The 14,958-nt window shown below is 57.3% G+C and carries 16 protein-coding genes; 5 read left to right on the forward strand and 11 right to left on the reverse strand.

Going from position 1 to position 14,958, the window contains the following annotated elements; translation table 11 throughout:
- Positions 1-5: 5 nt before the first annotated feature.
- The 10 genes from ABD735_RS03525 to ABD735_RS03570 all read right to left on the reverse strand — a co-directional run bounded on the left by ABD735_RS03525 (position 6) and on the right by ABD735_RS03570 (position 8,327).
- On the reverse strand, positions 6-860 hold the full coding sequence (locus ABD735_RS03525) for an energy transducer TonB (RefSeq protein WP_344803327.1): 855 nt from the start codon (positions 858-860) through the stop codon (positions 6-8).
- Positions 857-1,303 carry an ExbD/TolR family protein gene (locus ABD735_RS03530; protein ID WP_344803329.1) on the reverse strand — a complete coding sequence of 149 codons (447 nt, stop codon included), beginning with the start codon at positions 1,301-1,303 and terminating at the stop codon, positions 857-859. The genes ABD735_RS03525 and ABD735_RS03530 overlap by 4 nt, the downstream gene beginning before the upstream one ends.
- Entirely contained in the window at positions 1,300-1,695 is a 396-nt protein-coding gene (locus ABD735_RS03535) for an ExbD/TolR family protein (protein WP_344803331.1), read from the reverse strand. The genes ABD735_RS03530 and ABD735_RS03535 overlap by 4 nt, the downstream gene beginning before the upstream one ends.
- Positions 1,692-2,354 (reverse strand): MotA/TolQ/ExbB proton channel family protein, encoded by a 663-nt coding sequence (locus ABD735_RS03540; RefSeq protein ID WP_344803333.1) that lies wholly within the window; start codon positions 2,352-2,354, stop codon positions 1,692-1,694. Before ABD735_RS03540 ends, ABD735_RS03535 begins: the two co-directional genes overlap by 4 nt.
- 110 nt (positions 2,355-2,464) lie before the next feature.
- Positions 2,465-3,535, reverse strand: coding sequence for a patatin-like phospholipase family protein (locus tag ABD735_RS03545; protein ID WP_344803335.1), 1,071 nt, complete (start codon positions 3,533-3,535; stop codon positions 2,465-2,467).
- Between the two features lie 51 nt (positions 3,536-3,586).
- The gene (locus ABD735_RS03550; RefSeq protein WP_344803337.1) at positions 3,587-4,306 is read right to left on the reverse strand and encodes a hypothetical protein; all 720 of its coding nucleotides are present in this window, start codon (positions 4,304-4,306) and stop codon (positions 3,587-3,589) included.
- A gap of 70 nt (positions 4,307-4,376) precedes the next feature.
- Complete coding sequence (locus tag ABD735_RS03555) at positions 4,377-5,192, reverse strand: ABC transporter permease (RefSeq protein WP_344803339.1); 816 nt, start codon at positions 5,190-5,192, stop codon at positions 4,377-4,379.
- Positions 5,193-5,257: 65 nt separating this feature from the next.
- Positions 5,258-6,145 carry an ABC transporter permease gene (locus ABD735_RS03560; RefSeq protein ID WP_344803341.1) on the reverse strand — a complete coding sequence of 296 codons (888 nt, stop codon included), beginning with the start codon at positions 6,143-6,145 and terminating at the stop codon, positions 5,258-5,260.
- Positions 6,127-7,245 (reverse strand): ABC transporter ATP-binding protein, encoded by a 1,119-nt coding sequence (locus ABD735_RS03565; protein WP_344803343.1) that lies wholly within the window; start codon positions 7,243-7,245, stop codon positions 6,127-6,129. Before ABD735_RS03565 ends, ABD735_RS03560 begins: the two co-directional genes overlap by 19 nt.
- Positions 7,242-8,327 carry an extracellular solute-binding protein gene (locus tag ABD735_RS03570; RefSeq protein WP_344803345.1) on the reverse strand — a complete coding sequence of 362 codons (1,086 nt, stop codon included), beginning with the start codon at positions 8,325-8,327 and terminating at the stop codon, positions 7,242-7,244. Before ABD735_RS03570 ends, ABD735_RS03565 begins: the two co-directional genes overlap by 4 nt.
- Positions 8,328-8,531: 204 nt before the next feature.
- Between ABD735_RS03570 and ABD735_RS03575 the strand changes: the two genes are divergently transcribed.
- Positions 8,532-9,818, forward strand: a complete 1,287-nt coding sequence (locus ABD735_RS03575; protein ID WP_344803347.1) for an esterase/lipase family protein — start codon at positions 8,532-8,534, stop codon at positions 9,816-9,818.
- Here the strand turns inward: ABD735_RS03575 and hyi are convergent.
- Positions 9,807-10,616: a hydroxypyruvate isomerase gene (gene hyi / locus ABD735_RS03580; protein ID WP_344803349.1), complete on the reverse strand. Its 810-nt coding sequence runs from the start codon at positions 10,614-10,616 to the stop codon at positions 9,807-9,809. The genes ABD735_RS03575 and hyi overlap by 12 nt on opposite strands.
- A gap of 115 nt (positions 10,617-10,731) precedes the next feature.
- On the opposite strand from hyi, the gene ABD735_RS03585 reads away from it, so the two are divergent.
- Genes ABD735_RS03585 through ABD735_RS03600 form a run of 4 tightly spaced genes read left to right on the forward strand, consistent with a single transcriptional unit; the run spans position 10,732 to position 14,927 of the window.
- Entirely contained in the window at positions 10,732-11,478 is a 747-nt protein-coding gene (locus tag ABD735_RS03585) for a sulfite exporter TauE/SafE family protein (RefSeq protein ID WP_344803351.1), read from the forward strand.
- A 16-nt stretch (positions 11,479-11,494) separates the two neighbouring features.
- A complete protein-coding gene (locus tag ABD735_RS03590) occupies positions 11,495-12,568 on the forward strand; it encodes a radical SAM/SPASM domain-containing protein (protein WP_344803352.1) in 1,074 nt (357 codons plus the stop codon).
- A gap of 3 nt (positions 12,569-12,571) precedes the next feature.
- Positions 12,572-13,651, forward strand: coding sequence for an aminoglycoside phosphotransferase family protein (locus ABD735_RS03595; protein ID WP_344803354.1), 1,080 nt, complete (start codon positions 12,572-12,574; stop codon positions 13,649-13,651).
- 49 nt (positions 13,652-13,700) lie between these two features.
- Positions 13,701-14,927: an ABC transporter substrate-binding protein gene (locus tag ABD735_RS03600; RefSeq protein WP_344803356.1), complete on the forward strand. Its 1,227-nt coding sequence runs from the start codon at positions 13,701-13,703 to the stop codon at positions 14,925-14,927.
- Positions 14,928-14,958: the final 31 nt, after the last annotated feature.

A 14,958-nucleotide genomic window follows, 5' to 3' on the forward strand; every position in this document is an offset into this window, starting at 1 on the left:
CTGGATTAATCCCCGAAGAGGGTGTTGGTGATGAGCGAGTATTCGATCGGGATGACGAGCGAAATTTCTTCTTTATCGATACTGTCAGGCAGCGGTGGCAGTGGTTCGGCCTGTCGCAACATGTCCAGCGCCGCGGCATCGAGCAGCGGAAAACCGGAACTGTCACTGATGCTCGGGTGCAGAACTGTGCCATCGCGACGCATGCTGAATTTTATGGTCACAGTGCCTTGCTGCTTCTCGCGCTTGGCCGCTCGTGGGTACTGCTTGTGCCGGTTCAGCCAGGCAAACAGTTCACTGAAATAATCCTTGTTGGCCGCCGCCTTGCCGCCGGTGCTTCGAGAGTCACTGCGACCTGTAGCTCGTCTTGCCGCTGTGGTGGGCGCGGAGTTCGTCTCTGCTTCGGAGGCGTCCTCACTCGGCTCGTCGACAGGCTCTGCTTCGACAGTTTGCGCTTGCGGTTCTGGCTCAGGTGCCGGCTCCGGCGGCGCAACGAGCGCGGGCGCAACAGCGGTGTCCAGGTCTAGCACTGGCTCAAGTTGGGCAGCAGGTTCGACTACTGGCTCTGGTTTGGGCTCTGGTTTGGGCTCTGGTTTGGGCTCTGGCTCTGGGATTGGCTTTGGCTCGGGCTTTTGTTCCGGTTCTGGCTCTGGCTCTGGCTCTGGCTCTGGCTCAGCGGGGGCTGGCGACAGATCCACATAAGTCCCCACCATGCCAAGGCCAATCTCCAGCCCATGCTCGCCGTCAGCAAAAGCGCCGGTATCTGCTGGACTCTGCTCATTGCTTCTGAGATAAGCGATAGCGGCAGCAGCATGAAGTAGCAATGCAACCACACCGGAAGCTACAAACAGACGCGTCTTCACAGCTTGCTTGCCACTGGAGAAACTGGCTCTGGTTCACTCAGTGTACGCAGGCTCACTGAAACGCCTTCGACATCGTTGAACAGGCTGAGCACAGCGTACAGTTTCGGCACCTGAAGCCCTTTGTCAGCACTGATCGACACGAGCGAAGTGCCCTGTTTGTCCAGCTGCTTAACCTGCTTGGACAGGTCGTCAAAGCTGATCTCGGTACCGTCGCGATAGAAGCGCTCGTCAGCTGTCAGCGAAAGATGAAAGGTATCGGACTCCGACTGCTGCTGCGATAGGCTGGTCACCGGCAAATCGATGTCTGCATCGGGCGCCCGGGCAATCGTGCCCGCGATCATGAAAAAGATCAGCAACAGGAAAACGATGTTGATCAATGGAATCATGTTGTCTTCAGTTGGCTTGCTTCTGCGGGTGAGCAGCTGAAGGGATGTTTTCTTCATTTCGCCAGTTGCCCCAGTTGAACGGATTCATGACCGGCTTCCTTCAGCAGCTCCAGCGCGCGGACGAGCGCATTGACCTCAATTTCGCTGACCGGAACGAGTATCAGTGACTGTGTAGCGTCCAACCGGGGGAGCAATTCGCTGAGCGCTAATCGAGCCTGGGAATCTGTCCCTCGAATACTAAAACTATCCGGGTCATGCATGATCAGCATCTGCGGCTCGACGGCCGACACCGATTCGCCACCAGTCGTGGCCGCCTTCAAGGGTACCGCCGACCATTTGGTAAATGTGCTGGTGAGCATGAAGAACATCAGCAGTATGAATACGACATCGATCAATGCCGTCAGACTGATTCGCTTGCGAGCTCTTAGCGGCAGAATGCTGCTGTTCACGCTGCTGCGCGTGCCATTGATGGCTGCTTGTGGCCACGAAGGCGGGCTTCGGCGGTGAACATTCGCTGCAGCTGGTTTTCGATGGCGGCAGCCTCCAGCTCACTTCGGCGCTCGAACCAGCTATGCAATAAAGACACCGGGATGGCCACTGCCAGACCTATGGCTGTAGTGAGCAGGGCCTGCCAGATCCCGCCGGATAAAACCGCAGGGTCGACATTCGCGCCTGCGATCTCCATGGCCTTGAACGCTTCTATCATGCCCATGACCGTGCCGAGCAGACCCAGTAGCGGTGCGAGGGTAGCAATGACCTCCAGCACACGCAGATAGCTGGTCAGGTCAGCCGCATTGAGGCGGGCCTGACGCATGGCTTCTTCCCGAGCTTCCTCGGGTGCCAGGCCAGGCTGCTCGAAAACGTGAAGAACCTGGCGAATGATGCGGGCGCGCAGGGATTGGCGATTGTTGACGAGCTGCAGTGCTGCGGAGCGATCTCCGGCATCCAGAAGATCAAGTGCTTTGGCTGGCGCAGCGTCTGAGAGACGGAGTTCGACAGCGAACTGCCAGAATTTGGCTACTGCGATCGTGGCGGCGAAAACGGAAAAGGCAAATAGCGTCCAGACGACCGGTCCGCCTTCGACAAAGGAAGTAATGAGCTGGTTCAAGACAGGTCCCTGTGCTGCTGGTGATAAAACAAACGCAAACGCGAACGATTCGCATTATAGTTCTGCGTCTGTTGAAATCGCAACCAGTATCATGAACTTTCTGTCAGGGTTCAGATTCTGCTGTTGGAAAAAGCCTGGACCTGCTCGAGACCACGACCACCGTCGACCAATTCAGCCAGCTCTTCTCCGAGGCGCTCACTTTCACTGATGACTGTCTGCCAGTAGCGCAGTCGTGCGTCCGGTTCCATGTCGATGAAATCGTTTCTGTCGGGAATCTTGCCATGGGGGAGTCTGTCTACGAAGGCCTGCGAGGGTGCCAGCAGTACCACATTGTCATAGTTGTGCATGGCGGCGCGGCGATAGCGCAGGGACTTGTCGAACCAGCCTGGCGTGATCATCTGGCTGAAGTGGGGGTATAGCACCAGGCCGCTGTCATGCGCTGGCAGAAATGCCAGATCAAAGTGGTAATCCAGTATGCCGCCATCGCGGTAGATACCAGGCGGAGCACCTTCAATGTTCTTCACGCCTTCCAGAATGAGCGGGATAGATCCGCTGGCCATCAGTGCGTCTTCGACATTGCCAGGCGTCAGCGGCACATTGAACGTCGCAAAGTCATCAAATTCAAAGAAGCTGTGCTGGCCACTGTGAAAGATCACGCGGTCTACGAAGTGGCGGAGATTTCGCCGGGACAGTGCGTTCGCTGCACCCGCGGTAATCAGACCACCCAGCTGCATCCAGCGCGTTTCGCTGGCCGCTGGACCCTTGCAGCGATTGGTGATGATGTGGGTCTGTATGCGCTGGTTATCGACAATCTGTCTCGCGCCATCAGGGCCAAGAAAATGCTTGACCAGAATGCGGGCCTTACCACTGATTTCCTGTGGGCTCGGCTTGGCTGAGTAGGTCTCTCGCGAGTACAGATCGGCCAGGCGTTCGACCGCAGCGGCGGGGTCGTCCTGTGCGAAGCAGGCCATTTGCCATGCGCCCGCTGAGGATCCCAGCGTATGCAGTGGCGTCTGCCGCTCGCTGAAAAATTCGCCGAACAGATATTGATCGAGGCCCTTGAGCACGAACCACTTCGGGCCGCCGGAAGCGGCGACCACCGCTCTGAAGTCAGCCTGCTTCAGGCCATGGTCACGTATATGGTCCAGCGCACGACGTCCGGCAATGATGCTCAGGTTCACGCTCAGATTCCTCCAGTGTGAGATGTTTTCCGCTTTTGCGTAGGGAGGGCGCTAGGCCGCGCGGTCGTGAATCATGCTCTCGAGATAGTAGGATAGCGCTGTCAGCTGTTCATCTGTCAGCTGCCTGATCAGTTTATCGATAAGGGATCGCACGCCGGAGCCGACGCCTTTGACGCTCATATCAGCCGTCTTTCGCGTGAGCGAACCGATGCTCACCATCGCCGTTGGTTGCAGATAATAGGCATCGATGCTTTCCGTGACGAGCTCACTCAGGGTCTCGACGATCACGTCCAGACTTGCTCGCGGGTGGGAATCGTTCTGTACCTTGTGAATAAGCACAACGGCGCGTTTGTGCAGATCGTCACTGATTGGAAATACGAGATGGTGTGACTTCGCCTCATAATTGTGGTGGAGCATCGTCTCCAGATAATCAGCGAGTTGAGCGAGTTCACTGGCTGTGCGCTTCTTGAAGAACTGGGCAATCACGAAGCTGATGGCTTTTTCAATACCCCGGATGCCGGTATCAGCCGTTTTCTTCGCCATCGCCGGGAGTGGAACGATTTCGGTAGGTTTGTGGTAATAGCCCTGAAATCCGGCCTCGGTCAGAAGGGTTACCGCCTGGCCGGCTTCTTTGGCAAGTTGATCGACCGGTTCATTCTTCCCCGCCTTGCGAATATTTTCCAGTACACGACAGGCCTCGTCATAAGTGGCTTGCCTGAGTTCAAAGCCCCAGTGCGGGGAGGTATTAGCGGTAGTTTCGGTAAAAGACATCGATGTCATCCTTTGCGACGCATACAGTGGTTTTCCTTGCCGGATAATACGTCGCTAGTGATGGCCCTGACTACCCATTCCGGCTCGTCCTGTCTCTCTGCACGAATACCGAGATCAACGCCAGAATGGCCGACCCTATCATCAATAAAACGGATACCGCATTCAATACCGGCGTCGAACCGCTTTTCAGCCGGTCGAACATGGCGATGGTCAAGGGCGAATCTGAGCCGACCAGCATGAGCGTGGTATTGAAGTTTTCAAACGACATCAGGAAACTGACTATGGCTGAACCAATGATCGCGGGCATGAGCCAGGGAAGGGTGACGGTAAACACTGCGACCAGACGCGACGCACCAAGATTCATTGCCGCATCTTCAAGCGTTATATCGAACTTGCGCAGGCGCGCGGATATGACCAGTGTGGCCATGGTGCTGATGAAGGCAAACTGTCCCACCACCACCAGCGCAAGACCTGGACGCAACAGCTCAACTTCGTAGTTGAAAGTCTCATCGACCCAGTTGGCGACGTTACTGCTGAATACCAGAATGGATACGCCGAGGATCACGCCCGGTACGACGAGCGGTGTCAGCATCAGAATATACAGCAGGTTCTTTCCAGGAAACTGCCTGCGCTCGAACAGGAATGCATTGCATATGGCGACAGCGATGCTGAGTACGGTGGTGGCCACTGCGACGATAATGCTGGTCCAGATGCTACCGAGCAACGCTTCATCGTTGAAGATACCTTTTCTCGAAATCCCCTGATCATTGGCCGTACCATCCCCCAGATACCAGTCGAGCGTGAAGCCGTTCCAGGGCAGGGCCGGGAAGCTGGAATCATTGAAAGAGAACACGGCCACCACAAGCAGTGGGGCGATGAGAAACATGAAAAACAGCCCCACGTATGACCCGTAGGTGAAGCGAAAATATCGACTGCTGGGAATGGAGGCAATCACGACATGACCCTCGTGAACGACTGTCGTGTGATTTTCAGGCCGGACCAGACGATCAGTGAAGACAGCAACAGGAGGAGGATGCCGAAGGCCGAGCCCTGTTCCCAGTTGAAGCGGGTAATGAACTGGGTATAAATCTGCTCTGTGAACCAGAGGCTGCTCTTACCACCGAGCAGAGTCGGCGTGAGGTAGTTGCCCAGCGTGAGCATGAAGACAATGATGCAGCCGCTGACGATACCTGGCGCAGCATGCGGGATGATCACCGAGCGCAGCACATTCCAGCTGTTGCCGCCCAGATCGTAAGCGGCCTCGATCAGGCTGTCGTCCAGGCTATCCAGGGTACTCACCAGTGGCACCACCATGAACAGCATCGAGGTATAGACGAGGCCGATCATGATGGCGACATCGTTGTAGAGCATTTCCACTGGCTGGTCAGCCAGTCCCAGCCATTGCAGCAGCCCACTGATAAGGCCTGATTCCCTCAGCAGAATCATCCAGCCGTAAGTCCGGACCAACTCGCTGACCCAGAAGGGAATCAGGCAGAGAATGAACAGGAGAGAACGCGGACGGCCCTTGAGCATCTTGGCGATGTAGTAGGCGATAGGAAAACCGATGAGCAGGGTCAGCAGCGTTGCCAGCACCGACATGATTGCCGTACGTAAAAAGGTGTTCCAGTACAGTGGTTCGGTGAAAAACGCGGTGTAGTTGTCCAGGCTGAAGGCATATTCGCGGGCAGCGACCCGCTCGCGCAGAGAGATGGCGAGCAGGTCGAGGTGAGGCAGGATAATCAGCAGCAGGAGCCAGAGCAGTATGGGCGCCAGCAGCAGCCAGAGGCTGAGTTTGCCGGCGGCTGAGCCCTTCGCGGCGGTCACTGGGCCGGGAAGCATAGGGCTTGAGCCTTTTCCCAGTGCAGGGTGATGGCGTCGCCTCGGGCCAACTGCGCATATCGCCCACTTTGAGGGAGCTGCACCTGCAGACCAGGGGCTGCCTCGATGTCGACAGTGAAATGGCTGCGAGCGCCATCGAACAGAATAGTGTCGACGCGCCCCTGCACCGTGTTGACACCCTCTCCGCGCTCGAGTGCGGAGCCAATGCTGATGGCTTCGGGCCGAATATACACCGCGGCGGCCTGACCTACCGACAGTGAGGCCGAGGACGACTTCGGTGCCGTGGCCCGTAATCGAAGACCCTGCGCCGTCTCCAGTTCAACAGCGTCTCCATTGATGTCTGTGATCCTGCCGACCCAGCGGTTGCTCTCACCCACGAAACCGGCGACGAAGGCCGTCGCTGGTTCATAGTACAGTGCCTGTGGCGTTCCCACCTGTTCAAAGCGCCCGTGGTTCATGACCGCGACCTGGTCTGACATCGCGAGCGCTTCAGACTGATCGTGCGTGATGTACACGAAGGTCGTATTGAAAGCATGCTGCAGCTGTTTGAGCTCGACTTTCATCTGCTCACGCAGCTTGAGATCCAGCGCGCCGAGTGGTTCGTCGAGTAGCAATACAGCCGGTTCGAGGACGAGGCAACGGGCAATCGCGATACGCTGCTTCTGGCCGCCCGACAGCTGGTCGATTCGCTTTTCGCCTGAGTCAGGTAAACCGATTCGCGCCAGTACCTGATCGATGCGTTGGTCACGCTCGGCCTTCGAGACGCCTCTGCGCTTCAGACCATAAGCGATATTGCCAGCCACGGTCATGGTCGGAAATAGCGCCAGGTGCTGGAAGACCATGTTCACCGGACGCTTGTTGGGCGGCGTGGCCAGGACTGATGTTTGCTGAATCAGAATGTCGCCGGCGTCAGGCCTCTGAAAACCGGCCAGCATGCGCAGCAGGGTCGTCTTGCCACAGCCCGAAGGTCCAAGAATGGAAAAGAACGAGCCGTGTGGGATGCTGAAGGACACCTCATCAACAGCCCTGAAGTCGCCGAAAGCCTTGCTCAGGCCGACGCATTCCAGATCGAAGCGCGGCCCGGTGTGGCTGGTACTCAACCAGCTGCCTTGACGCGATCGAGCACCTTGCCTTCCATTTCCTCGAGACCGGCTGGGACCGGTGGGTACCACTTGATGTTATCCACATCATCTTTCGAAAAGCTGTCCTGATACTGCTGCTTAAGCGTCTCGTTCACAAACTCGTCAGCACCTTCCGAAGCAGTAAAGTTGCCAGCCGCTTCGGTGATCTGTGCCGCGATCTTTGGCTGCATTACGAAATTGATCCATTTATAGGCGGCATCTTCAGCCTTGGTTTTCCTTGGCAGGGCGAAGGTGTCGATCCAGCCAAGCGCACCTGACTTAGGCGCTATGAAACTGACGTCCTTATTATCGCTGTTAAGCTTCCAGCCACCCGCATCCCAGCCCATCGCCGCAACGACTTCGCCCGAGCGGATAAGGTTCAGGAGTTCGTCATTACCATCCCAGTAGGCTTTTACCTGGGGCTTGCAACTGACGAGCTTGTCTTCGACTTTCTTCAGGATCTGCTGATATCTTTCCGGGTTTTCGTAGGCAGCGAAGGGGTCTTCCCCCATGGCGAAGGCGAAACCGATAAGTGTTGGGCGTTTGAGCCGATAGGAGACTGGGCCGCTCAGGTCGTCGTTACAGAGATCAGTGTAATCCTTGACGCTGGCGGCGTCTTTCTTATTGACGATGAGACCGCTGGTGCCCCAGATGTGAGGCACCCCATACACCTGCCCCTGAAAGGACGTGTTCTTTTTCGTTGCCTCGAGCATCGATGTCGTCATCTGCTCGGTCTTGATCTTGCTGAGATCGATAGGCTTGTAGATATCGAAGTCAGCCTGCGCACTGCTGATGCGATCCTGACTGGGCTGAGCCAGGTCGAAGCCAGCGCCGCCGGTCGCGCGGAGCTTGGAGATCATGTCTTCATTGTTGGACGTGGTGACTTCGACGTCTATTCCAGTTTCCTTTTCAAACTCTTCGACGACACTGTCTGGCGCATAACCGCCCCAGGTCAGGAGTCGGAGCGTTTCAGCATGAATGGGGCTTGCAGACAGTACCAGACCTGCTGAGAGGACGAGCGGAGTAGAGGAGTTGAGTAGCGTTTTCAGTGGCCTGATCATGGAGTAGTCCCGCCTTGCTTGTGAGGTTGCAGACACTAACAGACCCTTATGAATTTTTTGTGACGGGACTGTCAGATCGTCAGCTAAGCATACCTGAGAGTGAATGACATTAGACATTGGTCGTAGAAGACTCTGGTAGCGCACAGCCGCTCATGCGATGCTTCTGCCTACCAGTTGAAGGTACACGACAGGGTAGAGGCAAATATGAAGAAACCCCCATCGGCTGCGGATCTCCGTGGCCTGGCCAGGTTAGCCACGGAGGCGACCCAGAACGTGACCCGCATTGCCGAAGGCGTTCATCAGTCGGTCTGGTCCACGCTCGGCATGCCTGAAGGCGATCAGCCCGGAAAAACGCGCGGTATAACCGGTCTCGTCTATCGCAGCGTGCTTGATATCACTGGTGCAGTCGGGTGGGGGATAGACAAGGCGATCAGTGGCTTTGAGAGCACCTTGCAACCCCTGTTGAAGGCGATCGACGAGGCGGGACCGGAATCACCGCAGCGCGCCGCCATGATCGCGGCCCTGAATGGCGTGCTGGGTGATCACCTGGAGGCCAGCGGCAATGCCCTGCAGTTGCCTATGACGCTTCGCGTGGACGGGCAAATAGTGATGACGGGTGACGCGCAAGGGCAGGCCATCGTGGAGGACGAACTTGGTGCCATGACCGGTGTCAGTGGTCACCTCGTGCTCATGCTACATGGCCTGTGCATGAACGATCTGCAGTGGCGTAGCAGCAAGTCTTCGCAGAGCCATGCTGACCGCCTGGGCGCCGCAGATGACTGCACTCCGGTTCATATCCGCTACAATTCAGGCCGGCACATCTCCCAGAACGGGCGTCTGCTTGCTACCTTGCTTCAGTCGCTTGTCGACGAGTGGCCTGTGCCAGTCAGGAGTCTCAGCATCATCGGTCACAGCATGGGCGGGCTGCTTGCGCGTAGTGCCTTCCACTATGCCGCTGAGGCCGGGTTGTCCTGGCCGTCACAATGTAAAGCCTTTGTGAGTCTCGGCACGCCTCATCATGGCTCGCCACTGGAACGGGCAGGCAACTGGGTGGACGTCATTCTCGGCAGCACGCGACATACCGCCCCTTTTGCCAAACTCGGGCAACTGCGCAGCGCCGGCATCACTGATTTGCGCTTCGGCAATATTCGCGATGAAGACTGGCAGGACAGGGACCGCTTCGAACGCAGCGGTGATACCCGCACCGCCATGCCGCTCCCCGCAGGCATTACCTGTTACACCATTGCTGCTTCGACGGCGCCACGGCCTCGTGCCATCAGTGACAGGATAGTCGGCGATGGCCTTGTCCCTGTGGCCAGCGCGCTGGGGCAGCATGAGGAAGGCGATCGTCACCTGGAATTCGAACCGGATAAGCAGTTCATCTGTTATGGCTGCCACCATATGCAGCTGCTGTATCACCCCGAAGTCACTGAAAAATTGCTGACCTGGCTGGCACCCCTCCATGCGGGTGGGAAGGCTTTAGTCGAGTAGCCAGTCCTTGAGTCCCTTGAGCCCTGCTTCGGTGGACGAATTTGGCAGGTATTCCAGGCTGATCCATCCCTGGTAGCCAATGGCTGCGATCTGGCTCAACAGAAAGCCATAGTTGATCTCGCCGGTGCCAGGCTCATGTCGCCCTGGATTATCAGCAATCTGAATGTGGGCGATATGCGACAGATTGCGCTCGATCGTCAGCGCCAGATCACCTTCCATCACCTGCATATGATAAGCGTCGTATTGTAAAAACAGATTATCGGACCCTACCATTTCACGTATCACGAGTGCCTGATCGCTACCGTGAAGGAAAAAGCCCGGTACATCCCTGGTGTTGATGGCCTCGATGAGCAGGCGAATGTCTACCTGTTCGAGGGCGGCTGCTGCGTAGGCAAGATTTTCGATGAAAGTGTCATGAGCGAGCACAGCACTCACATCGGCGGGCATGACTCCCGCGAGGCAGTTGATCATCCGGTTTCCGAGTACCCTGGCGTAGGCGATGGCGTGATCGACACCCTCACGGAACTCCTGCTGCCGGTCGGGGTGACAGGCAATACCGCGCTCCCCTGCGGCCCAGTTGCCTGCCGGCAGGTTGAACATCACCATCTCCAGACCACGGGCATTCAGTTCATCACGGATGGCATGGGGATCCCACTCATAAGGAAACTGACATTCGACGCCCTTGAAGCCCGCATCAGCTGCCTGTCCGAAACGCTCGAGAAAGGGAAACTCCGTAAACAGCATGGAGAGATTGACTGCAATCTTCGGATACCTGGTAAACACTGTTGGTCTGGTCATACCAGCCTCCCTGGTGTAGTTTCACTACTGTACCCGACAAGCCTGCGCACCCATTTCGGTTCTGGCAAGTCTATTTTCACTCTGGGCAGACTCCGCTATCGAAACGCTATCATTTGTGCTATTTGGCGCTGGTATCCTGGCTGGCATCTGTAACGCTGTCGCAGGCGGCGGAACCTTTTTTACCTTTCCGGTATTTCTCGCTGCGGGCATGCCACCGGTGGTGGCGAATGCCTCCAATGCCGTGGCGGTCTGGCCAGGCCATGCATTCGCAGCCATAGGCTATCGGCGGGAGCTCCGCGCTTTTTCAGGCTCGATTCGAGTCACCCTCTGGATCGCTCTGATTGGCGGCAGTTGCGGTGCGGCTTTGCTCATTTTCATTCCGAATACAATGTTTCTCCGCCTGGTGCCCTTTCTGATCCTGTTTGCGACGGTCCTGTTCGCCCTGGGGCCTCGTCTCAGCCAGGCCTTGAGCTCAGCGGGAAGAGGCTATGGTGACGAACACGCCTCTGCCGGTACTCGTCTCGCTGAGTTTCTGATTGCTATATACGGCGGCTTTTTCGGTGCAGGGATGGGCATCATGCTCATGGCGGGTCTGCACATGCTCGGTGTGCATGATGTTCAGCAGAACAATGCCCTCAAGAATCTGCTGGGGGCGCTCATCACCAGTATGGCGGTGTTGATTTTTGCATTGTCCGGTCTCATTGACTGGCACTACACCGCGATCGCCTTCGCGGGCGCCGTGGTCGGTGGGCTGGCCGGTGGACGGATTGCACGCTGGCTACCCGCTGCCTGGCTACGAGGCCTCGTGGTGCTTATCGGCAGCCTGCTGAGCATGTATTATTTGTCCAGTATCTACTTTTAGCCTGCAGGGACCTACCATGGAATCAATATACTACGTGCTGTGCTGGCACTGTCATCGTCGCTGTAAGCACTGCTATGAATCCAGGTTTCATCCCTATGTTCGCGAAGAACTTGAGGCGGTGGTCAGTGAGGCCGAGCGCAACGCACCAGCGATCGTTGCCAACCTCCCGGAGACCATGATGTATGAAGACTGGCGCAATCCGGCAGCCGATGGCCGTCCCGTCAGACGCAGGGGACGGATCATCCTGTCGGGTGGCGATGTGCTGACCGAGCCCGTGCGTGAGCGGGTCCTGTATCCGACCATCGAGGCGCTGAGAAAAAAGTACGAGAACAGCGGCGGCGTGAATATCGTAGTTCAGACCACTGGCGATCTGGTCACGCCAAAGATCATCGATGAGTTGCTCTCAATCGGTGTCTGGATGATTTCCATTGCCGGTCTGGACGATTATCACGTCGGTATGAAAGGGGAGGGCAAGACCGAGCTGGAGAATGCGCTCAGACGGGATTTCGAAGCTGCTGGCATGCATCGCTCCGGTCTGCGATCCACCGAGCGTCTCTGGATGGACGAAGAGGGGCCCGTCTACAGCGCCTTCGGGGCTACGGAGGATGCCTGGATCGGCAAGCTTTGGCCGCGTGGCCGGGCGTGGCAGAACAGTCTTTCGACAGCGACAATGACAGACAACTTCTGCAATGCCTGGTCTGGTGGGCTCAATTTCCTGGAGCACGGTCGCTCTGGCTCCGAAGTCTCGATCGACCCATCAGGTGACTTCTATCCCTGCTGTATCAAGACGGCACATCCTCTGGGAAACCTGGTTGAGGAGAAGCTCATCGATGTACTTGAAAGTCTCGTCGGGCATCCGGCGATGGAAGCCATCAATGCCGGCAAACCGGAGCGCATGGCAGTCAACGAAGGCTGGCCCGTAGAGCGCTTCTTCGATGCTTCGCACACCACGAAGCCGGATGGTGGCGATTACGCCAACCTCTGCATTGGCTGCGACAGCTGTTTCACCGACGTCATCGGACCAGCGCTCAGTCGGCTGCGTGAGCAGCGGCTGGCGAGGGCGCGCGGCCTGCTGGCTGTGTCGGGCTGAGTCTTGAGCAATTCAGATGTCGCAATAACTGCGCAGAACCTGGATGCCCTGCATGAAGCACTGCGGTCGAGCCGGTGGGCCGGCAGTGAGCTGACGCCGCTCGAGGATAGCGGTCTGGCGCACGCTCATGTCCGTTTGGAGGGCCATGGATGCCTGCTGCGGATACCCAAGCAGAGCCAGGTAGGCCTACCGCCGCAGCGTCATCTTGAGCACGAGGCGGCCTGTTTTCAACGCGCCATGGCTTCTGGCTGTACCCCAAAACTGTACGCGTGTTTATCGACCAGTCGACTGTTGCCACAGGGAGCGCTCGTGGTCGAGGAAGTCATCGGTCGGCCGCCGGTGCTCCCCGCCGATCTCGATGCCATCATGGCAACACTGGCAGCCATCCATGCACTGGACCTGCCCGATCGTCCGGCCCGCAGGCCACTGCCTGATCTTGCAGATCCGCTGCGCGCGATGCACGATGAAGTGAGCGGGCAGGCGCGTTATCTCAGTCAGGTAGAGCTGTCTCCGGGCAGCGAAAACCTGCTTCAGTCGGGCTTGTCTGCGCTGGCGAAGTCGCTGCATCGACATGATCGACCGCCAGTCAGTCTCATTACCTTCGATGCCCACCCCGGCAATTTCCTCATCGACGAGTCGGGCAAGGCCTGGATGGTCGACCTGGAAAAGGCCCGCTATAGCCACGCCGGTTTTGATCTTGCACACGCAACACTGTATACCTCCACGACCTGGGATCTGCGCACACATGCTGTGCTGGAAGCGGCGAGCGTCATCGAAGCTTATCGCCAATGGGCTGCTTATCTGGCAGACCTGCGAGGTGGCGAAAGTGCGAGTGTCCTCGCACATTTGAGTTGGCAGGCTGATCTGCGGCGGGCGATGTGGCTGTGGTCAAGCACCTGGTGTGCAAAATGGCTGGCCACGGCGGCGCAGAACCATACAGGACACTACGAAAACTGGGACCGCAACAATAATGCCGACACCCTGAACAGGCATGTCGAGGAACGAGCCAGGCATTATCTCAGCCAACAGGTACTCCAGCAGGTAAGTGATGAGATACAGCTGATTGGCGATGCCTTTCGCTGATGCTGAATATTACTGAAAAATTCAACATGATGATCAAGGATGCAAGCACATGAACTTTCGGAAGACGCTTCGAGCGACGGTCGCTGGATTGTTCACGGTATTGTCGGCGGCAAGCATGAGCGCCGACAACAAACTGGTGAACAGTGAGTGGAACGAGGTGGAGCAGCAGGCAGCTGGGCAGACGGTCTATTTCAATGCCTGGGGTGGAGATAACAGGACCAATGACTATATCAACTGGCTTGCGGCAGAGGTAAAGCGGCAGTTCGATATCGAGCTCGTTCATGTCAAGCTTTCAGACACCGCCGAGGCCGTGTCCAGAGTGTTGGCTGAGAAGCAGGCTGGTAACACCAATCGCGGTGCAGTTGATCTGGTGTGGATCAACGGCGAAAATTTCGCGTCGATGAAACAGGCTGGCCTCCTGTATGGCCCCTGGGCAGAAGACGTGCCGAATTTCCCACTCACCAATCCCGATGAATCTCCGGCGGTAAGAACTGATTTTACGGTGCCGGTCGACGGCTACGAGCTTCCCTGGGGCAAGGCGCAGCTGGTGTTCTACTACGACAAGGCGCTAACGGAAAATCCGCCGAAGACGATTCCACAACTGCTGAAGTGGAGCAAGTCCAACAAAGGAGAGTTCTCCTATGCCAAGCCACCACAATTTCTCGGGACCACCTTCCTGAAGCAGGCGCTGATAGAGCTCGCCGAAGATAGCAGCGTGCTCAGCGAGCCGGTATCTGAAGCGGATTTCGAAGCAGTCACGAAGCCGCTGTGGCGCTTTCTCGATGAGTTGCACCCGCAGCTCTGGCGTTCCGGACGCGCCTTTCCGGAAAGCGGGCCGGCGATGCGCCAGTTGATGGCTGATGGTGAGCTGAGCCTGGCCTACTCCTTTAATACCCAGGAGGCGGCCGGCGCCATTGCCGCCAACGAGTTGCCTGCCAGTGTCGAAACCTACGTGCTCGATGGCGGTACGCTGGGTAACTTCAGCTTTGTCGGCATTCCCTTCAACGCCAGCCATCCAGCAGGCGCGATGGTCGTTGCCAACTTCATGCTGTCGCCTGAGGCACAGGCGCGCAAACAGGATGCAACAGTGTGGGGTAACTCGACTGTGCTTTCATTGGAGAAACTGACGGAGCAGCAGCGGGCTCTTTTCGAAAAGCTTCCGCAGTTGCCTGGTGCCGCCAGCACTGCTGAGCTCGAAAAGGTGATTGCCGAGCCCCATCCAAGTTGGGTAGAGGCGCTTGAACAAGCCTGGTTGAAGCGCTACGTCGGCAGCTGATGATGGATCTGACTGCTGCGTGCGGTTTGGC

Origin of the sequence: Allohahella marinimesophila (assembly GCF_039538005.1) — a bacterium.
Classification (GTDB): domain Bacteria; phylum Pseudomonadota; class Gammaproteobacteria; order Pseudomonadales; family Oleiphilaceae; genus Allohahella; species Allohahella marinimesophila.